At 72.0% G+C, this 18,306-nt stretch carries 19 protein-coding genes; 13 read left to right on the top strand and 6 right to left on the bottom strand.

Features of this window, described 5'->3' with window-relative positions; translation table 11 throughout:
- Window positions 1–59: 59 nt before the first annotated feature.
- The gene (locus tag ACE3Q3_RS13145) at window positions 60–1,262 is read right to left on the bottom strand and encodes an MFS transporter (protein ID WP_374446757.1); all 1,203 of its coding nucleotides are present in this window, start codon (window positions 1,260–1,262) and stop codon (window positions 60–62) included.
- 121 nt (window positions 1,263–1,383) lie between these two features.
- Between ACE3Q3_RS13145 and ACE3Q3_RS13140 the strand changes: the two genes are divergently transcribed.
- On the top strand, window positions 1,384–2,304 hold the full coding sequence (locus ACE3Q3_RS13140; RefSeq protein WP_374446756.1) for an arginase family protein: 921 nt from the start codon (window positions 1,384–1,386) through the stop codon (window positions 2,302–2,304).
- 28 nt (window positions 2,305–2,332) lie between these two features.
- Here the strand turns inward: ACE3Q3_RS13140 and ACE3Q3_RS13135 are convergent, their stop codons facing one another.
- The 4 genes from ACE3Q3_RS13135 to ACE3Q3_RS13120 form a co-directional block, all read right to left on the bottom strand.
- Window positions 2,333–2,524 carry a hypothetical protein gene (locus ACE3Q3_RS13135; protein ID WP_374446755.1) on the bottom strand — a complete coding sequence of 64 codons (192 nt, stop codon included), beginning with the start codon at window positions 2,522–2,524 and terminating at the stop codon, window positions 2,333–2,335.
- Window positions 2,525–2,589: 65 nt separating this feature from the next.
- Window positions 2,590–2,982, bottom strand: a complete 393-nt coding sequence (locus tag ACE3Q3_RS13130) for a hypothetical protein (RefSeq protein WP_374446753.1) — start codon at window positions 2,980–2,982, stop codon at window positions 2,590–2,592.
- Between the two features lie 52 nt (window positions 2,983–3,034).
- Window positions 3,035–3,220: a hypothetical protein gene (locus ACE3Q3_RS13125; protein ID WP_374446752.1), complete on the bottom strand. Its 186-nt coding sequence runs from the start codon at window positions 3,218–3,220 to the stop codon at window positions 3,035–3,037.
- A gap of 131 nt (window positions 3,221–3,351) precedes the next feature.
- Window positions 3,352–4,044, bottom strand: a complete 693-nt coding sequence (locus ACE3Q3_RS13120; RefSeq protein ID WP_374446750.1) for a DUF599 domain-containing protein — start codon at window positions 4,042–4,044, stop codon at window positions 3,352–3,354.
- 131 nt (window positions 4,045–4,175) lie between these two features.
- Here ACE3Q3_RS13120 and ACE3Q3_RS13115 point away from each other — a divergent pair, with 131 nt between their 5' ends.
- The 10 genes from ACE3Q3_RS13115 (at window position 4,176) to ACE3Q3_RS13070 (ending at window position 15,894) form a co-directional block, all read left to right on the top strand.
- Window positions 4,176–4,553, top strand: a complete 378-nt coding sequence (locus ACE3Q3_RS13115) for a dihydroneopterin aldolase (RefSeq protein WP_374446748.1) — start codon at window positions 4,176–4,178, stop codon at window positions 4,551–4,553.
- Window positions 4,550–4,930, top strand: coding sequence for a 4a-hydroxytetrahydrobiopterin dehydratase (locus ACE3Q3_RS13110; RefSeq protein ID WP_374446747.1), 381 nt, complete (start codon window positions 4,550–4,552; stop codon window positions 4,928–4,930). The genes ACE3Q3_RS13115 and ACE3Q3_RS13110 overlap by 4 nt, the downstream gene beginning before the upstream one ends.
- Window positions 4,931–5,062: 132 nt before the next feature.
- Entirely contained in the window at window positions 5,063–6,064 is a 1,002-nt protein-coding gene (locus ACE3Q3_RS13105) for a TAXI family TRAP transporter solute-binding subunit (protein WP_374446745.1), read from the top strand.
- A gap of 28 nt (window positions 6,065–6,092) precedes the next feature.
- Entirely contained in the window at window positions 6,093–8,228 is a 2,136-nt protein-coding gene (locus ACE3Q3_RS13100) for a TRAP transporter permease (RefSeq protein WP_374446743.1), read from the top strand.
- Between the two features lie 66 nt (window positions 8,229–8,294).
- Window positions 8,295–9,977 carry an amidohydrolase family protein gene (locus ACE3Q3_RS13095; RefSeq protein ID WP_374446742.1) on the top strand — a complete coding sequence of 561 codons (1,683 nt, stop codon included), beginning with the start codon at window positions 8,295–8,297 and terminating at the stop codon, window positions 9,975–9,977.
- A gap of 12 nt (window positions 9,978–9,989) precedes the next feature.
- Entirely contained in the window at window positions 9,990–11,141 is a 1,152-nt protein-coding gene (locus tag ACE3Q3_RS13090; RefSeq protein WP_374446740.1) for an acyl-CoA dehydrogenase family protein, read from the top strand.
- Entirely contained in the window at window positions 11,138–12,139 is a 1,002-nt protein-coding gene (locus ACE3Q3_RS13085; protein WP_374446738.1) for an acyl-CoA dehydrogenase family protein, read from the top strand. Before ACE3Q3_RS13090 ends, ACE3Q3_RS13085 begins: the two co-directional genes overlap by 4 nt.
- A 10-nt stretch (window positions 12,140–12,149) precedes the next feature.
- Window positions 12,150–14,282: an acetate--CoA ligase family protein gene (locus ACE3Q3_RS13080; protein ID WP_374446736.1), complete on the top strand. Its 2,133-nt coding sequence runs from the start codon at window positions 12,150–12,152 to the stop codon at window positions 14,280–14,282.
- A complete protein-coding gene (locus tag ACE3Q3_RS13075; protein WP_374446734.1) occupies window positions 14,279–15,067 on the top strand; it encodes an enoyl-CoA hydratase/isomerase family protein in 789 nt (262 codons plus the stop codon). The genes ACE3Q3_RS13080 and ACE3Q3_RS13075 overlap by 4 nt, the downstream gene beginning before the upstream one ends.
- Window positions 15,067–15,894, top strand: a complete 828-nt coding sequence (locus ACE3Q3_RS13070) for a PfkB family carbohydrate kinase (protein ID WP_374446732.1) — start codon at window positions 15,067–15,069, stop codon at window positions 15,892–15,894. Before ACE3Q3_RS13075 ends, ACE3Q3_RS13070 begins: the two co-directional genes overlap by 1 nt.
- On the opposite strand, the gene ACE3Q3_RS13065 is transcribed toward ACE3Q3_RS13070, so the two are convergent.
- On the bottom strand, window positions 15,885–16,304 hold the full coding sequence (locus tag ACE3Q3_RS13065; RefSeq protein WP_374446730.1) for a PaaI family thioesterase: 420 nt from the start codon (window positions 16,302–16,304) through the stop codon (window positions 15,885–15,887). The genes ACE3Q3_RS13070 and ACE3Q3_RS13065 overlap by 10 nt on opposite strands.
- Window positions 16,305–16,445: 141 nt before the next feature.
- On the opposite strand from ACE3Q3_RS13065, the gene ACE3Q3_RS13060 reads away from it, so the two are divergent.
- Window positions 16,446–17,246 (top strand): alpha/beta fold hydrolase, encoded by an 801-nt coding sequence (locus ACE3Q3_RS13060; RefSeq protein ID WP_374446728.1) that lies wholly within the window; start codon window positions 16,446–16,448, stop codon window positions 17,244–17,246.
- A gap of 10 nt (window positions 17,247–17,256) precedes the next feature.
- On the top strand, window positions 17,257–18,306 hold a 1,050-nt coding region (locus ACE3Q3_RS13055), incomplete at its 3' end, for a mandelate racemase/muconate lactonizing enzyme family protein (RefSeq protein WP_374446727.1).

Genomic DNA, 18,306 nt, shown 5'->3' with positions numbered 1-18,306 from the left:
AAGGCGGCGATGGTCGGAAGCGGGGTCATGTCGACGATCGGGTCATGTCGACGATGGGGTCAGGCCGACGATGGGGAGAGCGCCGCGCGCCCGGCCCGTCGCTCGTCGATCGGCCAGTGCAGCAGCGCCGCCAGCAGGCCGAGCCCGGCGCAGATCCACCACACCACATCGTAGGACCCGGTCCAGTCGTAGGCGAGGCCACCGAGCCAGGGGCCGACGAAGCCGCCGACCTGGTGGCTGAGGAAGACCACCCCGAACAGCGTCGACAGGTAGGTCGGCCCGAAGAGCTGCGCGACGAGGCCGTTGGTGAGCGGGATCGTCGGCAGCCAGGTGAAGCCCATGCCGGCGGCGAAGACCAGCACCGAGGCCTCGCTCAGCGGCGCCAGCAGGAACCCCGCCAGCAGTGCCGTGCGCATGAGGTAGAGCCCGGTCAGCACCAAGCGCTTCTCGAAGCGCTGGCCGAGCCAGCCGCAGGCGAGCGTGCCGGCGATGTTGCAGACGCCGACCAGCGTCAGCGCGGCCGCCCCGAGCCACGGCGCCATGCCCTTGTCGCCGAGATAGGGCGGCAGGTGGACCATGATGAAGGCGAGCTGGAAGCCGCAGACGAAGAAGCCGACCGTCAGCAGCACGAAGCTGCGGTCCCTCGCCGCCGCGCCGAGCGCCGCGCCGAGGCCGAGGCGGGCGGCAGCCGGCTCGGCGGGCACGACCCGGGGCCCAAGCCCCATCGCCAGCGGCACCGCCAGGAGCGACGTCGCCCCGAGCACCAGGAGGGCGGTGACCCAGCCGATCTCGGAAATGAGGAGGTGGGTGTAGGGCAAGGCCATGAACTGGCCGATCGAGCCGCCGAAGCTGGCCAGCGCCAGGGCCTTCGCCCGGTGCGCCGGCGGCGCCGCCCGGCCGACGGCACTGAGCACCACCGAGAATCCGGCGCCGCTCATGCCGATGCCGAGCAGGAAGCCGCTCGCCAGCATCTGGCCGCCGCCCCAGTCGGCCGCCATCACCACGACCCCGGCGACGTAGAGGAGGATGCCGGCGGCGGCCACCAGCCGCGGCCCGTAGCGATCGGCGATCGCCCCCGCGACCGGCGCGCCGAACCCCCAGATCAGGTTCTGCAGCCCCATGGAGAAGGCGAAGGCCTCGCGCGAGACCCCGTTCCCGGCACTCATCGGCAGCAGGAACAGGCCGAAGCCCTGGCGGATGCCGGCGATGATGCCGAGGATGATTCCGGCCGAGACGACGATGATCCAGAGTGGCCGACCCATTCGTCCCTGCCCGATCGGAATGCAGACTGCCGCCATTCTAGGCGGGGGCTCCGATCTTGGACAGACGAAGCGGCTTCGGCGCTAAGATCGCGGACCGCGCATTCTTCGACGAGGACCCCGCATGTCCCGCCTCTTCCGACCGGCGCCGACCTTCATGGACGCACCCGCCGCCGACAGCGCCGCCGGCAGCCGCGCCGTCGTCATCGGCATGCCCTTCGACTGCGGGACCCATCCGGTGCGCATCGGCTCCCGCCAGGGTCCGGCCGCGATCCGCGAGCAGTCGCGCCTGCTCCGTGCCTGGGACCCGGACACGGATCGCAATCCGCTGGCGGAGCTCAACGTCGTCGACCTCGGCGATGCGACCGTCACGCCGAGTGCGGTCGAATCCTCCTTCGCCGCCATCGAAGCCGCCGTCTGGCACGCGGTCGACGCCGGCGCGGTGCCGATCACCATGGGCGGCGACGGAGCGGTGACGCTGCCGCAGCTCCGCGCGCTCCACCGCAAGTTCCCCGATCTCTGCGTCGTCCACATCGACGCCCATACCGACGCCTACCCGATCGACGGCTACAACACGGCGACGACCTTCAGCCGCGCCGTCGAGGAGGGCGTGCTCGATCCGTCCCGCTCGTTCCATGTCGGCGCCCGCGGCCCGACGATGGTGCCCGGCGTCTTCGCCCACGCCGAGGCGCTCGGCTATGGCCTGGTCACCATGGACCGGCTGATGGCGGACGGCGCGGATGCGGTCTTCGACCGCCTGCGCGAGCGCATCGGCGGGCGACCGGTCTATCTCTGCTTCGACATGGATTTTTTCGACCCCGCGGCGGCACCCGGGGTCTGTACGCCGGCCTGGGGCGGCGCCAGCGCCCGCGAGGGGCTCGCCATCCTGCGCCGCTGCGGCGATTTCCGCCTCGTCGCCTGCGACGTCAACACGGTCAGCCCGCCGCACGACGTCGGCGGGATGACGGCGTTCCTGGCCGCGACCGTGCTGTGGCATTGCCTCGCGATGGTCGCCGATCGCGAGCGCCGGCCGAACGCGCGGTGACCGGGCCGATGGGTCGGGCGCCGCCCGCTCAGCCGGGGCGGAAGTAGGGCCGGCCCCACGGGCCGTACTGGTAGTAATGCTGGGGTGGCGGGGCGTAGTAGCCGCGATAGTAGCCGGGCGCGGGCGGGGGCCCGGGAACGTAGACGGCGCAGGCGCCGAGCGTCGCGGCCAGGACGGCCGCGACGGCCAGCGGTTTGGCAATCGACCGAAGCTTCGACATCCGATCCTCCGACATGGCGCGCCCGGTCGGGGGAGCACCCCTCCCGGGCGTGTCCGGCGCCTGGCTCAGCGGCGCCAATGTCCCTCGATGTAGACCCACTGCCCGCCGCGGCGGACCCAGCGGTCCGGCACCCAGACGGCCCGCGGCCGCGGCCGTTCGACATAGACGCCCGGGCGCCAGACATACTGGTTGCCCTCGTAGACCCAGAAGCCCTTGCGCCAGACGTAGCGGTCGCGGGGGCCGGGGGGCCGGCGCGCCATGCGCTCGTGCCGGGGCGGCGGCGGACCACGGCGGACGTCACGGTCGTGACGGTACTGCACCTCGGTCGCGCGCACGGGCTCCGCAGCCGGATCGCGCGCGACCGGGGCGGCGGCCGGGGCCGCGAGGGCCGCGAGCGGCGCCGCCAGCAGGGCGGCGGCGAGGAGGCCGCGGATCACGAAACGGCGTTCATGTTCCATGACAGGCACCTGTCTTTCGTCTTTCCCAAATCCCTCTGGACCGGCGCCGGGATCAGCGCCAGTAGCCGTGGCGGTAGCCGCCATGATAGCCGCCCTGGTAGCCGTAGCCGCCGCGCGGGCCATGGTAGCCGCCGTCGCGATATCCGTAGTGGCCGCCGTGGTAGTGGCAGGCGGACAGGATGCCGGCCAGGGCGGTCACGACCAGCAGCGGCTTCAAGACACCGACGATCCGGGTCATGTCTGGATCTCCTCCGTGGGCTGGAGCCTCGCTGCTCCCCGTCATCCGAAGAACGGGTGAGCGCCGGCATCCAAACGTTTCGGGAGGATTAACTCTCTGTAACCTTGCCGCGTTCCCCGGTCCGCCCGTACTCATCCGCCACGCAACGCGGCGCGGGTCCGGGAGCGGAATTCGCGACGATAGAGTACCAGGACGACCCACAGGGTGGCCGCGGCGAAGAGCGCCGGGTGGACGAACCAGCACAGCGCCGCCAGTCCGAAATAGTAGGCCCGCAGGCCGGAGTTGAAGTTGTCGCCGGCGAGGTTGGCGACACGGGCCGCACGGGCGGCGCAGGCTTCGAGCTCCCGCGGATCGCCGTCGGCCGCAGGGGCGGCCCCCAGCAGGATGCAGCAATAGTTGAACTGGCGGATCGACCAGGTGAGCTTGAAGAAGTCGTAGGTGAAGGCGGACAGGAGCACCAGGATCTTCAGCTCCCAGAAAGCCTTGCTGGTCGGGGTCGCGAAGGGCAGGCCCTGGAGGATGTCCTGGGCGCGCTCCGCCGCTCCCAGCACCGCCAGAAGGCCGCCCAGGATGAAGATGGTCGTCGAGGTGAAGAAAGTGACGCTGCGCATCAGGTTGCCGAGGAGGTTGGTGTCGCCGATGCGGTTCTCGCGCCGCACCGCCTCCTCCATCCAGCGCCGTCGCAGTTCGTGAACGGTGGTGATCAGGTTCCCCCGGCCCCAGCGGCTGTGGTCGGCGACATAGGCGTAGCCGACCCAGGCGACGAGGAAGCAGGCGAAGGCCGCGCCGTCGGCGCGCGTGATGTTCAGGGTCGAGAGGTCCATGGCCGTGCCGCCTTCCGCCGTCCGCCTGCCGACGATAGCGCCGCCCGGCGTCCGACGTCGCCCGTCGCGAGCGGCCTCCCGTCGCACCGGTCGCGGGTCGCCGCCGCCGCGGCTATGATGGCGGTGCCGCCATGCCCGCCGACGCTCCCTACCGCATTCTCGTCCGCGACCTCATGGTCGCCGCCTCGATCGGCGCCTTCGCCCACGAGCGCCATGCCCGCCAGCGCGTCCGGATCGACGTGACGCTGGAGGCCCGGCCCGATCCGCGCCAGCCGGAGGACGCGCTGCGGCGCGTCGTCTCCTACGGCGACATCGTCGAAGGGGTGCGCGCGCTCGTCGCCGACACCCACTACAACCTCGCCGAGACGCTGGCCGACCGCATCGCCCGCATGGCGCTCGCCGATCCCCGCACGATCCGGGTCACCGTGCGGGTCGAGAAGCCGGACGTGATCCCGGGCGCCACCGTCGGCGTCGAGATCGAGCGCCGGCGATCGGAGGGATCGGCATGACGCGGACGCCGCCGCCGCTCCTCGCCGACGCCGCGGTCGACGCGCAGCTGGCGGCGACCCTGCCGCGATGGCGGCGCGACGGCGGCGCCATCGAGCGCACCTTCCGGACCGGCGGCTGGAAGGCGACGATGCTCGCGGCGGGCGCCGTCGCCCATCTCGCCGAGGCGGCCTGGCACCACCCGACCATGCTCCTGTCGTGGGACCGGCTGACCATCCGCCTCGACACGCACGAATCGGGCGGCATCACGGCGCGCGACCTGGCGCTCGCCGCCGAGATCGAGCGCGTCGTCGCCTGGCGGCCGCCACCGCCGCTGGAAGGCACGCCGGACGATCCGCGTTCCGCACACATCCTCGGAGAAATCTCCGACGCCGGTTGATGCGCCGGCGTCCCGGATGCTAGCCAGGAATGGACACGGCACGCCGTCCATCGAGAAGACGGCGGCCGAGCGAGGAAATGCCCGTCGATCGCCGCCCGTGGCGCCCGACGGCACCAACGGGAGGACGACACCATGCAGATCCGTGCGACCGCCGTCGCCTTTGCCCTCGTGCTCGCCGCCGGCTCGGCGGCGGCCCAGGCGCCGCGCTCCTACATCCTGACCACTGCGACCACCGGCGGCACCTACTACCCGGTCGGCGTGGCGCTGGCGACGCTCGCCAAGGTCAAGCTGCAGACGACCGAGAAGATCGACATCTCGGCCATCAGTTCGGCGGGATCGACCGAGAACGTGAAGCTGATGCGCGAGAACCAGGCGCAGATGGGCATCATCCTCGGGCTCGTGGCGCGCAACGCCTGGGACGGCAAGGACGAGTTCGCCCAGGTCGGCCCGCAGAAGCATCTCCGCGGCATCACCAGCCTGTGGTCGAACGTCGACCACCACGTCCAGCGCAAGTCGCTGACCAAGACCGGCACGCTGGAGGACCTGAAGCTCCTCTACGGTCGGAAATACTCGATGGGCGCCCGCAACTCGGGACTGGAATCGCTCAACAAGTTCATCTTCCCGAATCTCGGGGTTGACTACACCAAGTTCGATCTCGTCTACCAGGGCTACGGTCCCAGCGCGGACAGCTTCAACAACGGGCAGATCGACGGCACCAACGCGTCGGCCGGCATCCCGGTCGCGTCGGTCACCCAGATCTTCGCCAAGGCCGGGAAGGACGCCGTGCTGCTGGAAGTGACGGACGAGGAACTGAAGAAGCTCGACGGCGGCACCGGCCTCTTCTTCCACCACACGATCAAGGCCGGCACCTACCCGGGGCTCGAGAAGGACGTGAAGACCTCGGCCTACACGAACTTCCTCGCCGTCAACGACGCGCTGCCGGAGAACGACGTCTATCTCGTCACCAAGACGATCTACGAGAACCTGCCGTTCCTCAACAACATCCACGCATCGACCAAGGAGATGTCGCTCGAGCGGGCGATGTCGGGTGTGCCGCTGCCGCTGCATCCGGGCGCGACCAAGTACTATCGCGAGAAGGGACTGACGATCCCGGCCCGGCTGATCGCCAACTGAGGGGCCGGCACCCGGGAGCGCGGCCGCGATGGCCGCCACCGACGTCGTGGCAGGCGGTCCGATGGACCGCGAGGGCGGATCCGGACTGGTCACGCGTGGCCAGTCCGGCCCGCTGCGCCTCGCCATCCACGCGGTCGCGATCCTGGTCGCGCTCGCCCACATCTATCTGAACGTCCTGGCGACGCCGTCGGAACTGCACCTCTCGGCATTCCACTTCGCGTCCTTCGGCCTGCTCTGCGCCCTGGTCTATCCCGCCTGGCACGCGCGTTCGGCGGCCGGCCGACGCCTCGTCCTGGCGCTCGACATCGTGCTCGGCCTGATCGCCGTCGGCTGCTTCCTCTACCTCGTCCTCGGCGAGACCGCGTTCTACGCCAGAGGCTCGAGCTTCGAGACGATCGACTGGATGATGACGGCGGCCGCGGCGCTACTCGCCGTCGAGTTCACCCGGCGCACCACCGGGATGACGATCCCGATCATCATCATCGTCTTCTTCACCTACGTCACCGTCTGGGGAAAGTACGTCCCGGGAATGCTGACCTTTCCCGGCCTCTCCTTCGAGACGATGCTGTTCCGCGGCTTCTACACCGACGACGGGATGCTGGGGAACGTCGCCCAGATCGGCGCCCGCGACATCGTCATGTTCATCCTCTTCGGCGCCTTCCTGATGCGCTCCGGCGCCGGCGACTTCATCATCGACTTCGCCCGCGCCGTGGCCGGCCGCCTCGCCGGCGGTCCCGGCTTCGTCGCCGTCATCGGTTCGGCCCTGTTCGGCACCATCTCCGGCTCGGCGGTGGCGAACGTCGTGTCGACCGGCGTCGTCACCATCCCCCTGATGAAGCGGGCCGGGTACTCGCCGCGCTTCTCCGGCGCCGTCGAGGCGACGGCCTCGACCGGCGGCCAGATCATGCCGCCGGTGATGGGGGCCGGGGCCTTCGTCATGGCGAGCTACCTGCAGATCGACTACCTCTACATCGCCGCCGTCTCCGTCCTGCCGGCCATCCTCTATTTCCTCTCCGTCGGCTTCTACGTCCGCATCGAGGCGAAGAAGCACGGGCTGACGCTCGCCGACGAGAACCCGCCGGCCCTGCTCGCGGTGCTGCGGGACGGCGCCATCTCCTTCTTTGCCCCGATCGCGGTCCTGGTCGGGATGCTGGTCAGCGGCTACTCGCCGCCCTATGCCGCCGGCTTCGGGATCGTCGCCGTCGTCGTCGCGTCCTGGCTGTCGCCGAAGAAGATCGGACCCGCCGGCATCCTGGACGCGCTCGCGACCGGATCGAAGAACATGATCCTGACGGCGGTCCTGCTGGTCGCGATCGGCATCGTCATCAACGCGGTGACGACGACCGGCCTCGGCAACACCTTCTCGCTCATGATCAACCAGTGGGCCGGCAACAACCTGCTGATCGCTCTCATCCTCATCGCCATCGCCTCGCTGGTGCTCGGCATGGGCCTGCCGGTGACGGCCGCCTACATCGTGCTGGCGACGCTCTCGGCGCCGGCACTGGCCGACCTCATCCTCCGCCAGGATCTCGTCGCGGCGATCGCCTCGGGCCAGATCGCCGACAGCGTCAAGGCGGTGCTGATGCTGGTGGCGCCCGACCAGATGGCGGCGATCGGGCAGCCGATGGACAGCGCCACCGCCGCGGCACTGCTCGACCGGGTGCCGGCCGAGATGAAGCGCATGGTCGTCGACCACACCGTGGCGCCGCAGGCGGTGGCGGCGGCCCTGCTGGCGGCGCATCTCATCATCTTCTGGCTGAGCCAGGATTCGAACGTGACGCCGCCCGTCTGCCTCGCGGCCTTCGCGGCCGCCGCCATCGCCAAGGGGCCGCCGATGGGAACCGGGTTCACCGCCTGGCGGCTCGCCAAGGGGCTCTACATCGTCCCCCTGCTCTTCGCCTACACGCCCTTCATCGGCAACAGCTTCTGGATCGACCTCGAACTCTCGATCTACTGCGCCTTCGCCCTCTACGCCTTCGCCGTGGCCTGGGAGGGGCATGGCGAGGCACCGGTGTCTTGGCCGGTCCGCATCGTGCTCGCCGGCTGCTTCCTGGCACTGCTCTGGCCGAACGAGCGCCTGCTGCATCTGGCCGGCGTGGCGGTCATGATCCCGCTGGTCGTCTGGAACATCCGCGCCGACCGCCGGGCGGCGCGGCCGGCGTGACGGTTCCATGCCGGCAGCCGCTCCTCTAACCTCCCCCAATCGCATTCGTCGTCCGGGACCCCCTTCATGCTCGACCTGATCTTCCGCGGGGCACAGATCGTCGACGGCACCGGTGCGCCCGCGGCCACCGCCGACCTCGGCGTCGCCGCCGGGCGCATCGCCGCCATCGGCCGTCTCGCCGAGCCCGCACGCGACACCGTGGCGGCCGACGGCCTCGTCCTCGCCCCCGGCATCGTCGACGTCCACACCCACTACGACGCCCAGCTCACCTGGGACCCGACCGCCTCGCCGTCGACGGCCCTCGGCGTCACCACGGTGGTGATGGGCAATTGCGGTTTCTCGATCGCGCCCTGCCCGCCCGAGCGCCGCGACCTCGTCGCCCGCAACCTGTCCGAAGTCGAGGGCATGTCGCTGGCCTCGCTCAGGACCGGCATCGACTGGCGCTTCGAGGGCTTCGGCGAGTATCTCGATCTCGTCCAGTCGAAGGGGCCGCACCTCAACGTCGCCGCCTTCGTCGGACATTCCACCGTGCGTTCGGCGGTCATGGGCGAAGCCGCCTCCGAGCGCCCGGCGACCGCGGACGAGATCGCGGCGATGCGGGCGCTGGTCGCCGACTCCCTGGCGGCCGGCGCCGTCGGCTTCGCCTCCTCGCACTCCGAGAACCACAACGGCTATGGCGGCGTCCCGATGCCGTCGCGCCTCGCCGACGAGGGCGAGATCCGGACGCTAGCCGGGACGCTCGGCGCGGCCGGTCGCGGCGTCTACCAGATGACCGCCGGCCCCAACACCAGCGTCGCCTTCCTGGAGAGCCTCGGGCGCGACATCCGCCGGCCGGTGATCTTCTCGTCGGTGTTCCAGAACGACACCTTCCCCGACCGCGGCCCCGGCCAGCTCCGCGACTGCGCCGCCGCCGCCGAGCGCGGGGTCGAGGTCTATGGCCAGACGTCGTGCCAGCCGCTGACGATGGAATTCACGCTGGCCAATGCCTACCCGCTCTCCAGCCTCGACGTCTGGGACGACCTGCGCGGCGCCGAGCCGTCGACGCTGATGCGGCACTTCGCCGACCCGGGCTTTCGCGACCGCTTCCGGGCGACGCTGGGCACGCCCAAGAAGGGCAAGCTCTTCTACGGCAACTGGTCGCGCGTCCAGGTCGGGCAGGCGGCGACCGACGCCAAGCGCGCGGCCGAGGGGCGCTCCATCGCCGACCTCGCCGCCGCCTCGGGAGCCGACCCGGTCGACACCTTCTTCGATCTCGGCCTCGCGGAAGGGCTCGCGACCCTGTTCTCGGCGCAGCTCATCAACGCCGACGAGGACCAGCTCCAGCCGATGCTGCAGCACCCGAACGGGGTCATCGCGCTGTCCGACGCGGGCGCGCACCTGAGCTTCCTCTGCGACGCCGGCTACGGTCTGCATCTGCTCGGGCACTGGGTCCGCGACCGCCGGGCCTTCACGCTGGAGGAGGCGGTCCGCCAGCTGACCTCCAAGCCGGCCGGTATCTACCGCATTCCCGACCGCGGCCGGATCGCCGTCGGGGCGCCGGCCGACCTGATGCTCTTCGACCCGGCGCGGATCGCACCCAGCCCCCGGGCACGGCGCGTGCCGGACCTGCCCGGCGGCGACAGCCGCATGGTGCGCGACCCGATCGGCATGCACGGCGTCTGGGTCAACGGCGTCCGGGTCCATGACGGCCGGGACCACGCGCGGCCGGCGACCGGCCCCGGTCGCGTCCTGCGCCATTTCTCCGCCTGAACCGGAGCCCTCATGACGGCATTGCGTTTCGATCCGCCCACCCTGCCGCCGGAGGCGGCTGCCCTGCGGGAAGAGGTCCGCCGCTTCCTCGCCGAGGAACGGGCCAAGGGCACCTGGTCGCCGCGCGGCGATTTCGGCACCCATACCGACGTCGCCTTCAGCCGGCTGCTCGGCGCCCGCGGCTGGATCGGCATGACCTGGCCGCGCCAGTATGGCGGCCACGAGCGCAGCGGCCTCGAGCGCTACGTCGTCACCGAGGAACTGCTGGTCTCGGGCGCCCCCGTCACCGCCCACTGGATCGCCGACCGGCAGAGCGGCCCGCTCATCCTGCGCGTCGGCACCGAGGCACAGAAGCAGCGCTTCCTGCCGCGCATCGCCCGTGGCGAGATCTTCTTCAGCATCGGCATGAGCGAGCCCGATTCCGGCTCCGACCTCGTCTCGATCCGGACCCGCGGCACCAAGGTCGAGGGCGGCTGGCGCGTCACCGGCCGCAAGGTCTGGACCTCGAACGCCCATGTCTCGGACTACGCGATCACACTGGTCCGCACCGGACCGCCCGACCCGGACCGGCATTCCGGCCTGTCGCAGTTCATCCTCGACCTGAAGGCGCCGGGCGTCTCGATCCGGCCGATCCGCAACCTCTCCGGACAGCACGACTTCAACGAAGTGGTGCTGGACGACGTCTTCCTGGCCGACGACATGCTGGTCGGCCAGCCGGGCGACGGCTGGAAGCAGGTCACCAGCGAACTCGCCTTCGAGCGCAGCGGACCGGAGCGCTTCCTCTCGACCTACCGCCTGCTCGCGGCGCTGGTCGAACAGGGCGGCGGCGACCCCGACGACCGGGTCGCCGAGCAGATCGGGCGCTTCGTCGCCCATCTCTGGGCGCTGCGCGGCATGTCGCTGTCGATCGCCGGCATGCTGCAGGCCGGCGAAACGCCGAACCTCGAGGCGGCGTGCGTCAAGGATCTCGGCAACGCCTTCGAGCGCGCGATCCCGGAGGTCGCCCGCCTCGTCGCGCCGATGACCCTGCCGGTCGCCGGCGCCAACGACGATTTCGCGGCGATCCAGGCCGAATCCGTCCTGAACGCTCCCTCCATCACGCTGCGCGGCGGAACGCGGGAGATCCTCCGCGGCATCATCGCCCGGGGACTGGGCCTGCGATGACCGATCTCGTCTTCGATACCGCCGACCGCCTCTTCCGGGACGCCGTCGGCAAGGACCTTCTCGATGCCGCCGAGGCCGGGACCTTTCCCGAAGCCCTGTGGCGCGCGGTCGAGGAGACCGGACTGCTGGAAGCCTTCGCGGACCCCGAGACCGGCCTCTCCGACGCGGCCGCCGTGCTGCGCGCCGCCGGCCGCCACGCGGTGCCGCTGCCGCTGGCCGAGACGCTGCTCGCCCGCCGCATGCTGCAGCGCGCCGGCCTCGATGCGCCGGACGGGCCGCTGGCGCTGGCCCCGACCGACCCGCGGGACCGCGCTGCCTTCGTCGACGGGCGCGCCATGGGTACCTTCTACGGCGTCGGCTGGGCCTCCCGGGCGAAGGCGCTGGTGCTGCTCGTCGATGGCGAGGTCCTGGTCGCCGACCCGGCACGGGCCCGCATCGAGCCCGGGCGCAGCCTCGCCGGCGAACCCCGGGACACGGTGACGATCGACGGCCCGGTCCTGGCCCATGCCCCGGCCCCGGTCGACGCCGCGGGTCTGCGGCTCGACGGCGCCTGGACGCGCAGCCTGCTGATGCTGGGGGCGATGGAGACCATCCTCGACATCGCCGTCGCCTACGCCAACGACCGGGTGCAGTTCGGCCGGCCGATCGGCAAGCAGCAGTCGATCCAGCACCAGCTCGCCCTGATGGCCGAGGAGGTGGCGGCCTCCGCCGTCGCCGCCCGACTCGCCACCGAACGGCTCGACGGACCGGAGGCCTTCCTCGCCGTCGCCGCCGCCAAGGTCCGCTGCGGCGAGGCCGCCGGCAAGGCGGCGGAATATGCCCATCAGGTCATGGGAGCGATCGGCTTCACCCACGAGCACACGCTGCACCACTTCACCCGCCGGCTGTGGTCCTGGCGGGACGAGTGCGGCCGCGAGAGCGACTGGTCGATCGACCTCGGACGCCACGTCGCCTCGGTCGGCGCCGCCGGCCTCTGGCCCTGGCTGACGCGAGCCTGATGCGCCGACCTTGACCCACCCGCTCGCGCCCTTCTTCGCACCGCGCTCGGTCGCCGTCGTCGGCGCCTCCGACGACCCGACCCGGCTGCGCGGCCGCATCCTGGCCCAGCTCGTCAAAGGCGGGTTTGCCGGGCCGATCCATCCCGTCCACCCGACGGCGGCGACGATCCAGGGCCTCGCCGCCTATCCCAGCATCGCCGCCACGCCGGCCCCGCCGGACCTCGCCCTGATCGCCATCCCGTCCGAGCGCGTCCCGGGCGTGCTGGAGGAATGCGCCGCCGCCGGCGTCCGCAGCGCGCTCGTCTATTCCGGTGGGTTTGCCGAAGAGGGCGGAGAGAAGCGTGGCCTGCAGGACGAGGTTTCGGCGATCGCCGCCCGCACCGGAATGCGCGTCGGCGGCCCCAACAGCGTCGGCTTCCTCAATGTCGCCGGCGCCGTCTGCGCCACCTTCAGCCCGGCGATCGACTTCGCCGCCCTGCCTGCCCAGCGCGCGCCTGCGGGTCGTCGGATCGGCATCGTGTCGCAGTCGGGCGGCCTCGGCTTCGCGATCTTCAACCGCGGCCTCGTCCGCCGCCTCGCCTTCAGCCACGTCGTCAATACCGGCAACGAGGCCGACATCGACGCCAGCGACGTGCTCGACTTCCTGGTCGACGATCCCGCCACCGCCGTCGTCTGCATGTTCCTGGAGTCGGTCCGCCGCGGCGACCGCTTCCGCGCCGCCGCCGAGCGGGCGCTCGCCGCCGGCAAACCGATCGTCGTCGCCAAGGTCGGGCGCTCGGACGCCGGCCGGCGCGCCGCGCTGTCGCACACCGCCAGCCTGACCGGCGCCGACGCGGCCTACGATTCGGTTTTCCGCCACCTCGGCATCATCCGCGTCGACGACCAGGACGCGATGCTCGACGCCGCCCAGGCGCTGGCGCTGTGCCCGCCGCTCGCCGGCCGCCGCGTCGGCATCGTCACCATCTCGGGCGGGGTCGGCGGGTGGATGGCCGACACGCTCGAAGCGCACGGCTTCACGGTGCCGGCGCTGGCGGCCGAAGTGCAGGCGCGCATCCGCGAGTATCTGCCGCCCTTCGGCGCGGCCTTCAATCCCGTCGACATCACCGCCAATGCCATGGAGAACGACCACCGGGTGCGCAGCCTGGAAGTCCTGGCGGAGGCGGACGGCATCGACGCGCTGGTGAACGTCTCCTCGCTCGCGGCCGATCCGCGGCTGCCCGCCGAGCGCGACCGGCTGGCGGCGCTGGCGAAATCGAGCCCGCGGCCGATCCTCTTCTACACCTATCCCCTGCCCGCTCCCGCCGCGGCCGAGACGCTGGCCGCGATCGGGCTGCCGCTCTACACCAGCCTGGCCGGGGTCGCCCGCGGCCTCGAGGCGCTCGCGACCTGGCACGCGGCCCGCCGGCCGCGCCTGGCGCCGCCGCCGCCGGGCGACGTCGCCGCCGCGACCCGGGCGCTGGACGCGGCCGGCGAGACCCTGTGCGAGTACGAGGCCGCGCCGCTGCTCGCCGCCTACGGCATTCCGACCGCGCCGGCCCGCCTCGCCCGTACGCCCGAGGAAGCGGCCTGGGCGGCCGCGGATCTGGGCTTCCCCGTCGCCCTCAAGATCCAGTCGCCCGACATCCCGCACAAGACCGATGCCGGCGCCGTCGCGCTCGGGCTGGTCGACGCCGATGCCGTCGCCCGCGCCTGCGCGGCGATGCTGGAGCGGGTGCGCGCCGCGCGGCCGGAGGCGGACATCCGCGGCGTGCTGGTCCAGCCGATGGCGGCCCGGGGCGTCGAGATGCTGGCCAGCGTCGTCGTCGATCCCGGCTTCGGGCCGCAGGTCAGCGTCGGCCTGGGCGGGGTCCTCGTCGAATTGCTGGGCGACATTGCCGTGGCGCCGGCGCCGCTCGCCACGACGGAGGCCGAGGAACTGGTCGAGCGCCTCGCCGGCCGCCGCCTCCTGGCCGGCTGGCGCGGCGCGCCCGCCGCCGACCGCGCCGCCTTCGCCGACCTCGTGGCGCGGCTGTCGCGCCTCGCCCACGATTTCGCCGGCCGCATCGCCGAGATCGAGCTCAACCCCGTGATCGTCCACCCCGCCGGACAGGGCCTCACCGTCGTCGACGCGCTAGTCCGCCAGCGGCCCAAGGAACCGACATGACCGACCAGATCGAGTTCGCCGTCGCGGACGGAATCGCCACGCTGACGCTCAACCGCCCGGAGCGGATGAACGCCTTCACTTTCGAGATGATCGATGCCTGGGTCGAGCGCATCCAGGAGGTGCGCCGCGACGACGCGATCAAGGTCCTGGTGGTGACGGGCGCCGGCAAGGCCTTCTGCGCCGGCGGCGACATCGTCGAGATGAAGGACCGCCTCGCCCAGACGCCGCTGCAGCGCAAGAACGAGCTGTGGACCCGGATCCAGCGCATCCCGCTGTCGCTCGAGGATCTCGACAAGCCGGTGCTGATGGCGGTCAACGGCGCCGCGACCGGCGCCGGCATGGACCTCGCGCTGCAGGGCGACCTGCGCTACGCCGCCGCCTCGGCCCGCTTCGCCGAGACCTATGTCCGCGTCGGGCTGGTCCCCGGCGCCGGCGGCACCTGGTACCTGCCGCGCGTCGTGGGGGTCGCCAAGGCGCTGGAACTGTTCTGGACCGCCGACTTCGTCGAGGGCGCCGAGGCCGAGCACATCGGCCTCGTCAACAAGGTGGTGCCGGACGAGGAGTTGCTGCCGCATGTCTACGGGGTCGCGCGCAAGATCGCCGGCAGTGCCATGCTCGCCGCCCGCCTCATCAAGCGCGCGGTCTACCAGGGGATGCGGACCGACCTCCGCACCAGCCTAGACATGATCTCCTCCCACTACGCCGTGGTGACGGCCGGCGAGGATCACCGCGAGGCCGTCGACGCCTTCATCGAGAAGCGCAAGCCGAGCTTCACCGGCCGCTGATGGCCCATTTCCTCCTCGTCGCCAGCGCCCACATCGACCGCGTCTGGCACCTGGAGGGGCCGCTGGTGCCCGGCGGCCGGCAGCGCCATCGCCGGGTCGAGCGGCGCTACGGCGGCGGCGGCTTCCACACCGGCAGCGTCCTCCTGGCGCTGGGCCATCGCGTGACCCTGGCGACGGCGCTGTCCGGCGACGCCGAGGGCCGGCGCCACCGCGCCGCGCTCGCCGCCCGGGGCTTCGGGATGGCGGCGGTCGAGACGGTGGACCAGCCGACCGAGCCGCTGGAGATCCTGCTCGATCCGGCGGGCGAGCGGACCATCCTGCTGCCGACCCGGCCGCGCCGCCTGACCCGCCCGGTCGCGGCCGGAGACGCCGATCTCGTCTATCTCAACGTCCGCGACCGGCCCGACTGCCGGGATGCGCCGGCGGCGCGGACCGTCGCCCAGATGCCGCTCGACGCCGCCGAGCGCCGGCCGGCCGCGGTGCTCGTCGGCTCGCGCGCCGATCTCAAGGCGCCGGACGCGGCGCTCCGCGAGCGAGCGCGCGGCGTCGCCGGACCCGACTTCCGCCACCTCTTCCTGACCGCCGGGCCAGAACCGGTGGCCGTGATCTCCGACGGCGGCGCCGACGCGGTGCCGGTTCCGCCGCTGCCGGCCGGCACCGACACGACCGGCGCCGGCGACTTCTTCGCCGCCGGCCTGCTCGACGCGCTGGCCGGCGGGCTGCCGCCGGCGGCGGCCGCAGCCCACGCCGCCGCGATCGCCGCCAGGGTGCTCGCCGACCGGCGCCGCTATCTCGACGACCGCATCGCCGAGGGTCGTCAGTGCTGACCGATCAGCTTCCAGATGCCGCTCGAGGTCAGGATGGTGCGATCCTCGACCGTCAACGTGCCGCGCACGAACACCACCGACTTCGTCACCCGCACCAGTTCCGGCGTGCCGAGGATCCAGTCTCCCTCCTTGGCCGCCGCGACGAACTCGTTGTTGAGGCTGATGGTGGCGCAGCGCCGGCGGCCGCCGGCAAAGAACACCGTGATCCCCAGCATCTCGTCGGCGAACGACATCAGACAGCCGCCGTGGACCACCTGGTTCGAATTGAGGTGGCGGGGCTCGGCCCGGAAGCCGAACAGCCAGCGGCCGTCCTCCAGCGGCTTGCGGTAGAACGGGCCGAGCCCGCCGGCATAGCGGTCCTTGCCGGACGGGATCGCCTCGAACCCGGGCGGAACGTCGATCGCGCTCATTCTCTGCGGCTTCCTTTTCGGGATGTCTGCTGGGACGGGGCGCTTGCGCCGACGGTGCCGGCCGTCGAATGATCCGAGAGCCCCGCTCGGGGGCGCGACCTTAGCCCGGCCGGCCGGCCGGGTCATCCACGAGGGCATCCCATGCCGCATCTCGCCGTCGACGGCCACCGCATCCACTACCGCTTCGACGGGCCCGAGGATCGCCCGGTGATCGTCCTGGCCCATTCGCTGGCCGCATCGCTCGCCATGTGGGCGCCGCAGATGCCCTATCTCACCACCCGCTTCCGGGTGCTCGCGGTCGACATGCGCGGCCATGGCGGCAGCGACGCGCCGGATGGCCCCTACCACCTCGACGGGCTCGCCGGAGACTTCGCCGCGCTCCTCGGCCATCTCGGCCTCGGGCCGGTCGATTTCATGGGCCTGTCGATGGGCGGCATGATCGGCATGACGCTGGCCGCCAAGCACCCGGGGCTGCTGCGCTCGGTCGTGCTCTGCGACACCATGTGCGAGGTTCCCGACAGCTTCCGCACCGCGCTCGAGGGACGCATGGACCTGGCCCGGCGGGACGGCATGGCGCCGCTCGTCGAGCCGACCGTCGCGCGCTGGTTCACGGCGCCCTTCGTCGCCCGCAACCCGCCAATCCTCGATGCCGTGCGCGCCGACATCCGCAACACGCCGGTCGCCGGCTATGTCGGCTGCTGCGGCGCGATCCAGACGCTGGCGCTGCGCGACCGGATCGGCGACATCCGCGTGCCGACCCTGGTCATCGTCGGCCGCGACGACCCGGCGACACCGGTCGCAGCGTCGGCCGTCATCCACCGCGGCATCCCCGGCAGCACCCTCGTCGTCCTCGACGACGCCTCGCACCTCTCGAACATCGAGCAGCCGGCGGCCTTCGATGCGGCATTGGCGGCCTTCCACGACCGCCTTCCCTCGGCCTAGGCTCGCGTCCATGAAGATCGTCGCCGTCGAGACCATCGCCGTCCGCCTGCCCTTCCGCCACGACGGGCCGCCGACCGGCTTCGGGGGCAAGGTCTGGACGACGCTCGACACGCTCCTGGTCCGGGTCGAGACCGATGCCGGCATCACCGGCTGGGGCGAGGCCTTCGGCTTCAACTGCATCCCGGCGACGCGGGCGGCGATCGAGACCCAGATCGCGCCGCTCGCGGTCGGGCGCGACGCCCGCGACATCGCCGGCATCTCCCGCGACCTGCAGCAGCAACTGCATGTCTTCGGGCGCAACGGGCCGGTGACCTTCGGCCTCTCCGGCCTCGACATCGCGCTCTGGGACATCGCCGGCAAGGCGGCCGGGCTGCCGCTCCATCGCCTGCTCGGCGGCAGCGGCCGGACGGACCTCGCGACCTACGCCAGCCTGCTGCGCTACACCGACCCCGACGTGGTCGGGCGCGTCACCGAAGCCGCCGTCGCCCGCGGCCATCGCCACGTCAAGCTGCACGAGATCACCCTCGCCGCCGTCGCCGCGGCGCGCGCGGCGGCCGGGCCCGACGTCGCGATCATGCTCGACACCAACTGCCCGTGGACGCTCGAGGAGGCGATCGCGATGGCGCGCGGGCTGGAGCCCCTCGACCTCCATTGGCTGGAGGAGCCGGTCTGGCCGCCCGAGAACCACCAGGGCCTCGCGGCCCTGCGCGCCCGCACCCGCATCCCCCTCGCCGCCGGCGAGAACGTGGCGAGCCCAATGGAGTTCGCCGGCCTCTTCCGCGCCGGCGGCGTCGACATCGGCCAGCCCAGCGTCACCAAGATCGGCGGCGTCAGCGCCATGCGCGAGGTGATGGCGATCGCCGCCGCCCACAACGTCCAGGTGACGCCGCACGCGCCCTATTTCGGCCCCGGCCTGATCGCGACCCTGCACCTCGTCGCCGCCTGCCCGGCGCCGCCGCTGGTCGAGCGCCTGCACGTCGACCTCGAGGCAAGCCTGTTCGGCACCTGGACCGACGCCCCCGGCGGCCGGATGCGGGTGCCGGACGGCCCCGGCCTCGGC

Origin of the sequence: Allostella sp. (genome assembly GCF_041913585.1) — a bacterium.
Lineage (GTDB): Bacteria > Pseudomonadota > Alphaproteobacteria > ATCC43930 > Allostellaceae > Allostella.
The sequence above is the reverse complement of the archived record's forward strand: the minus strand, read 5'-3'. Positions and strand labels throughout refer to the sequence as shown.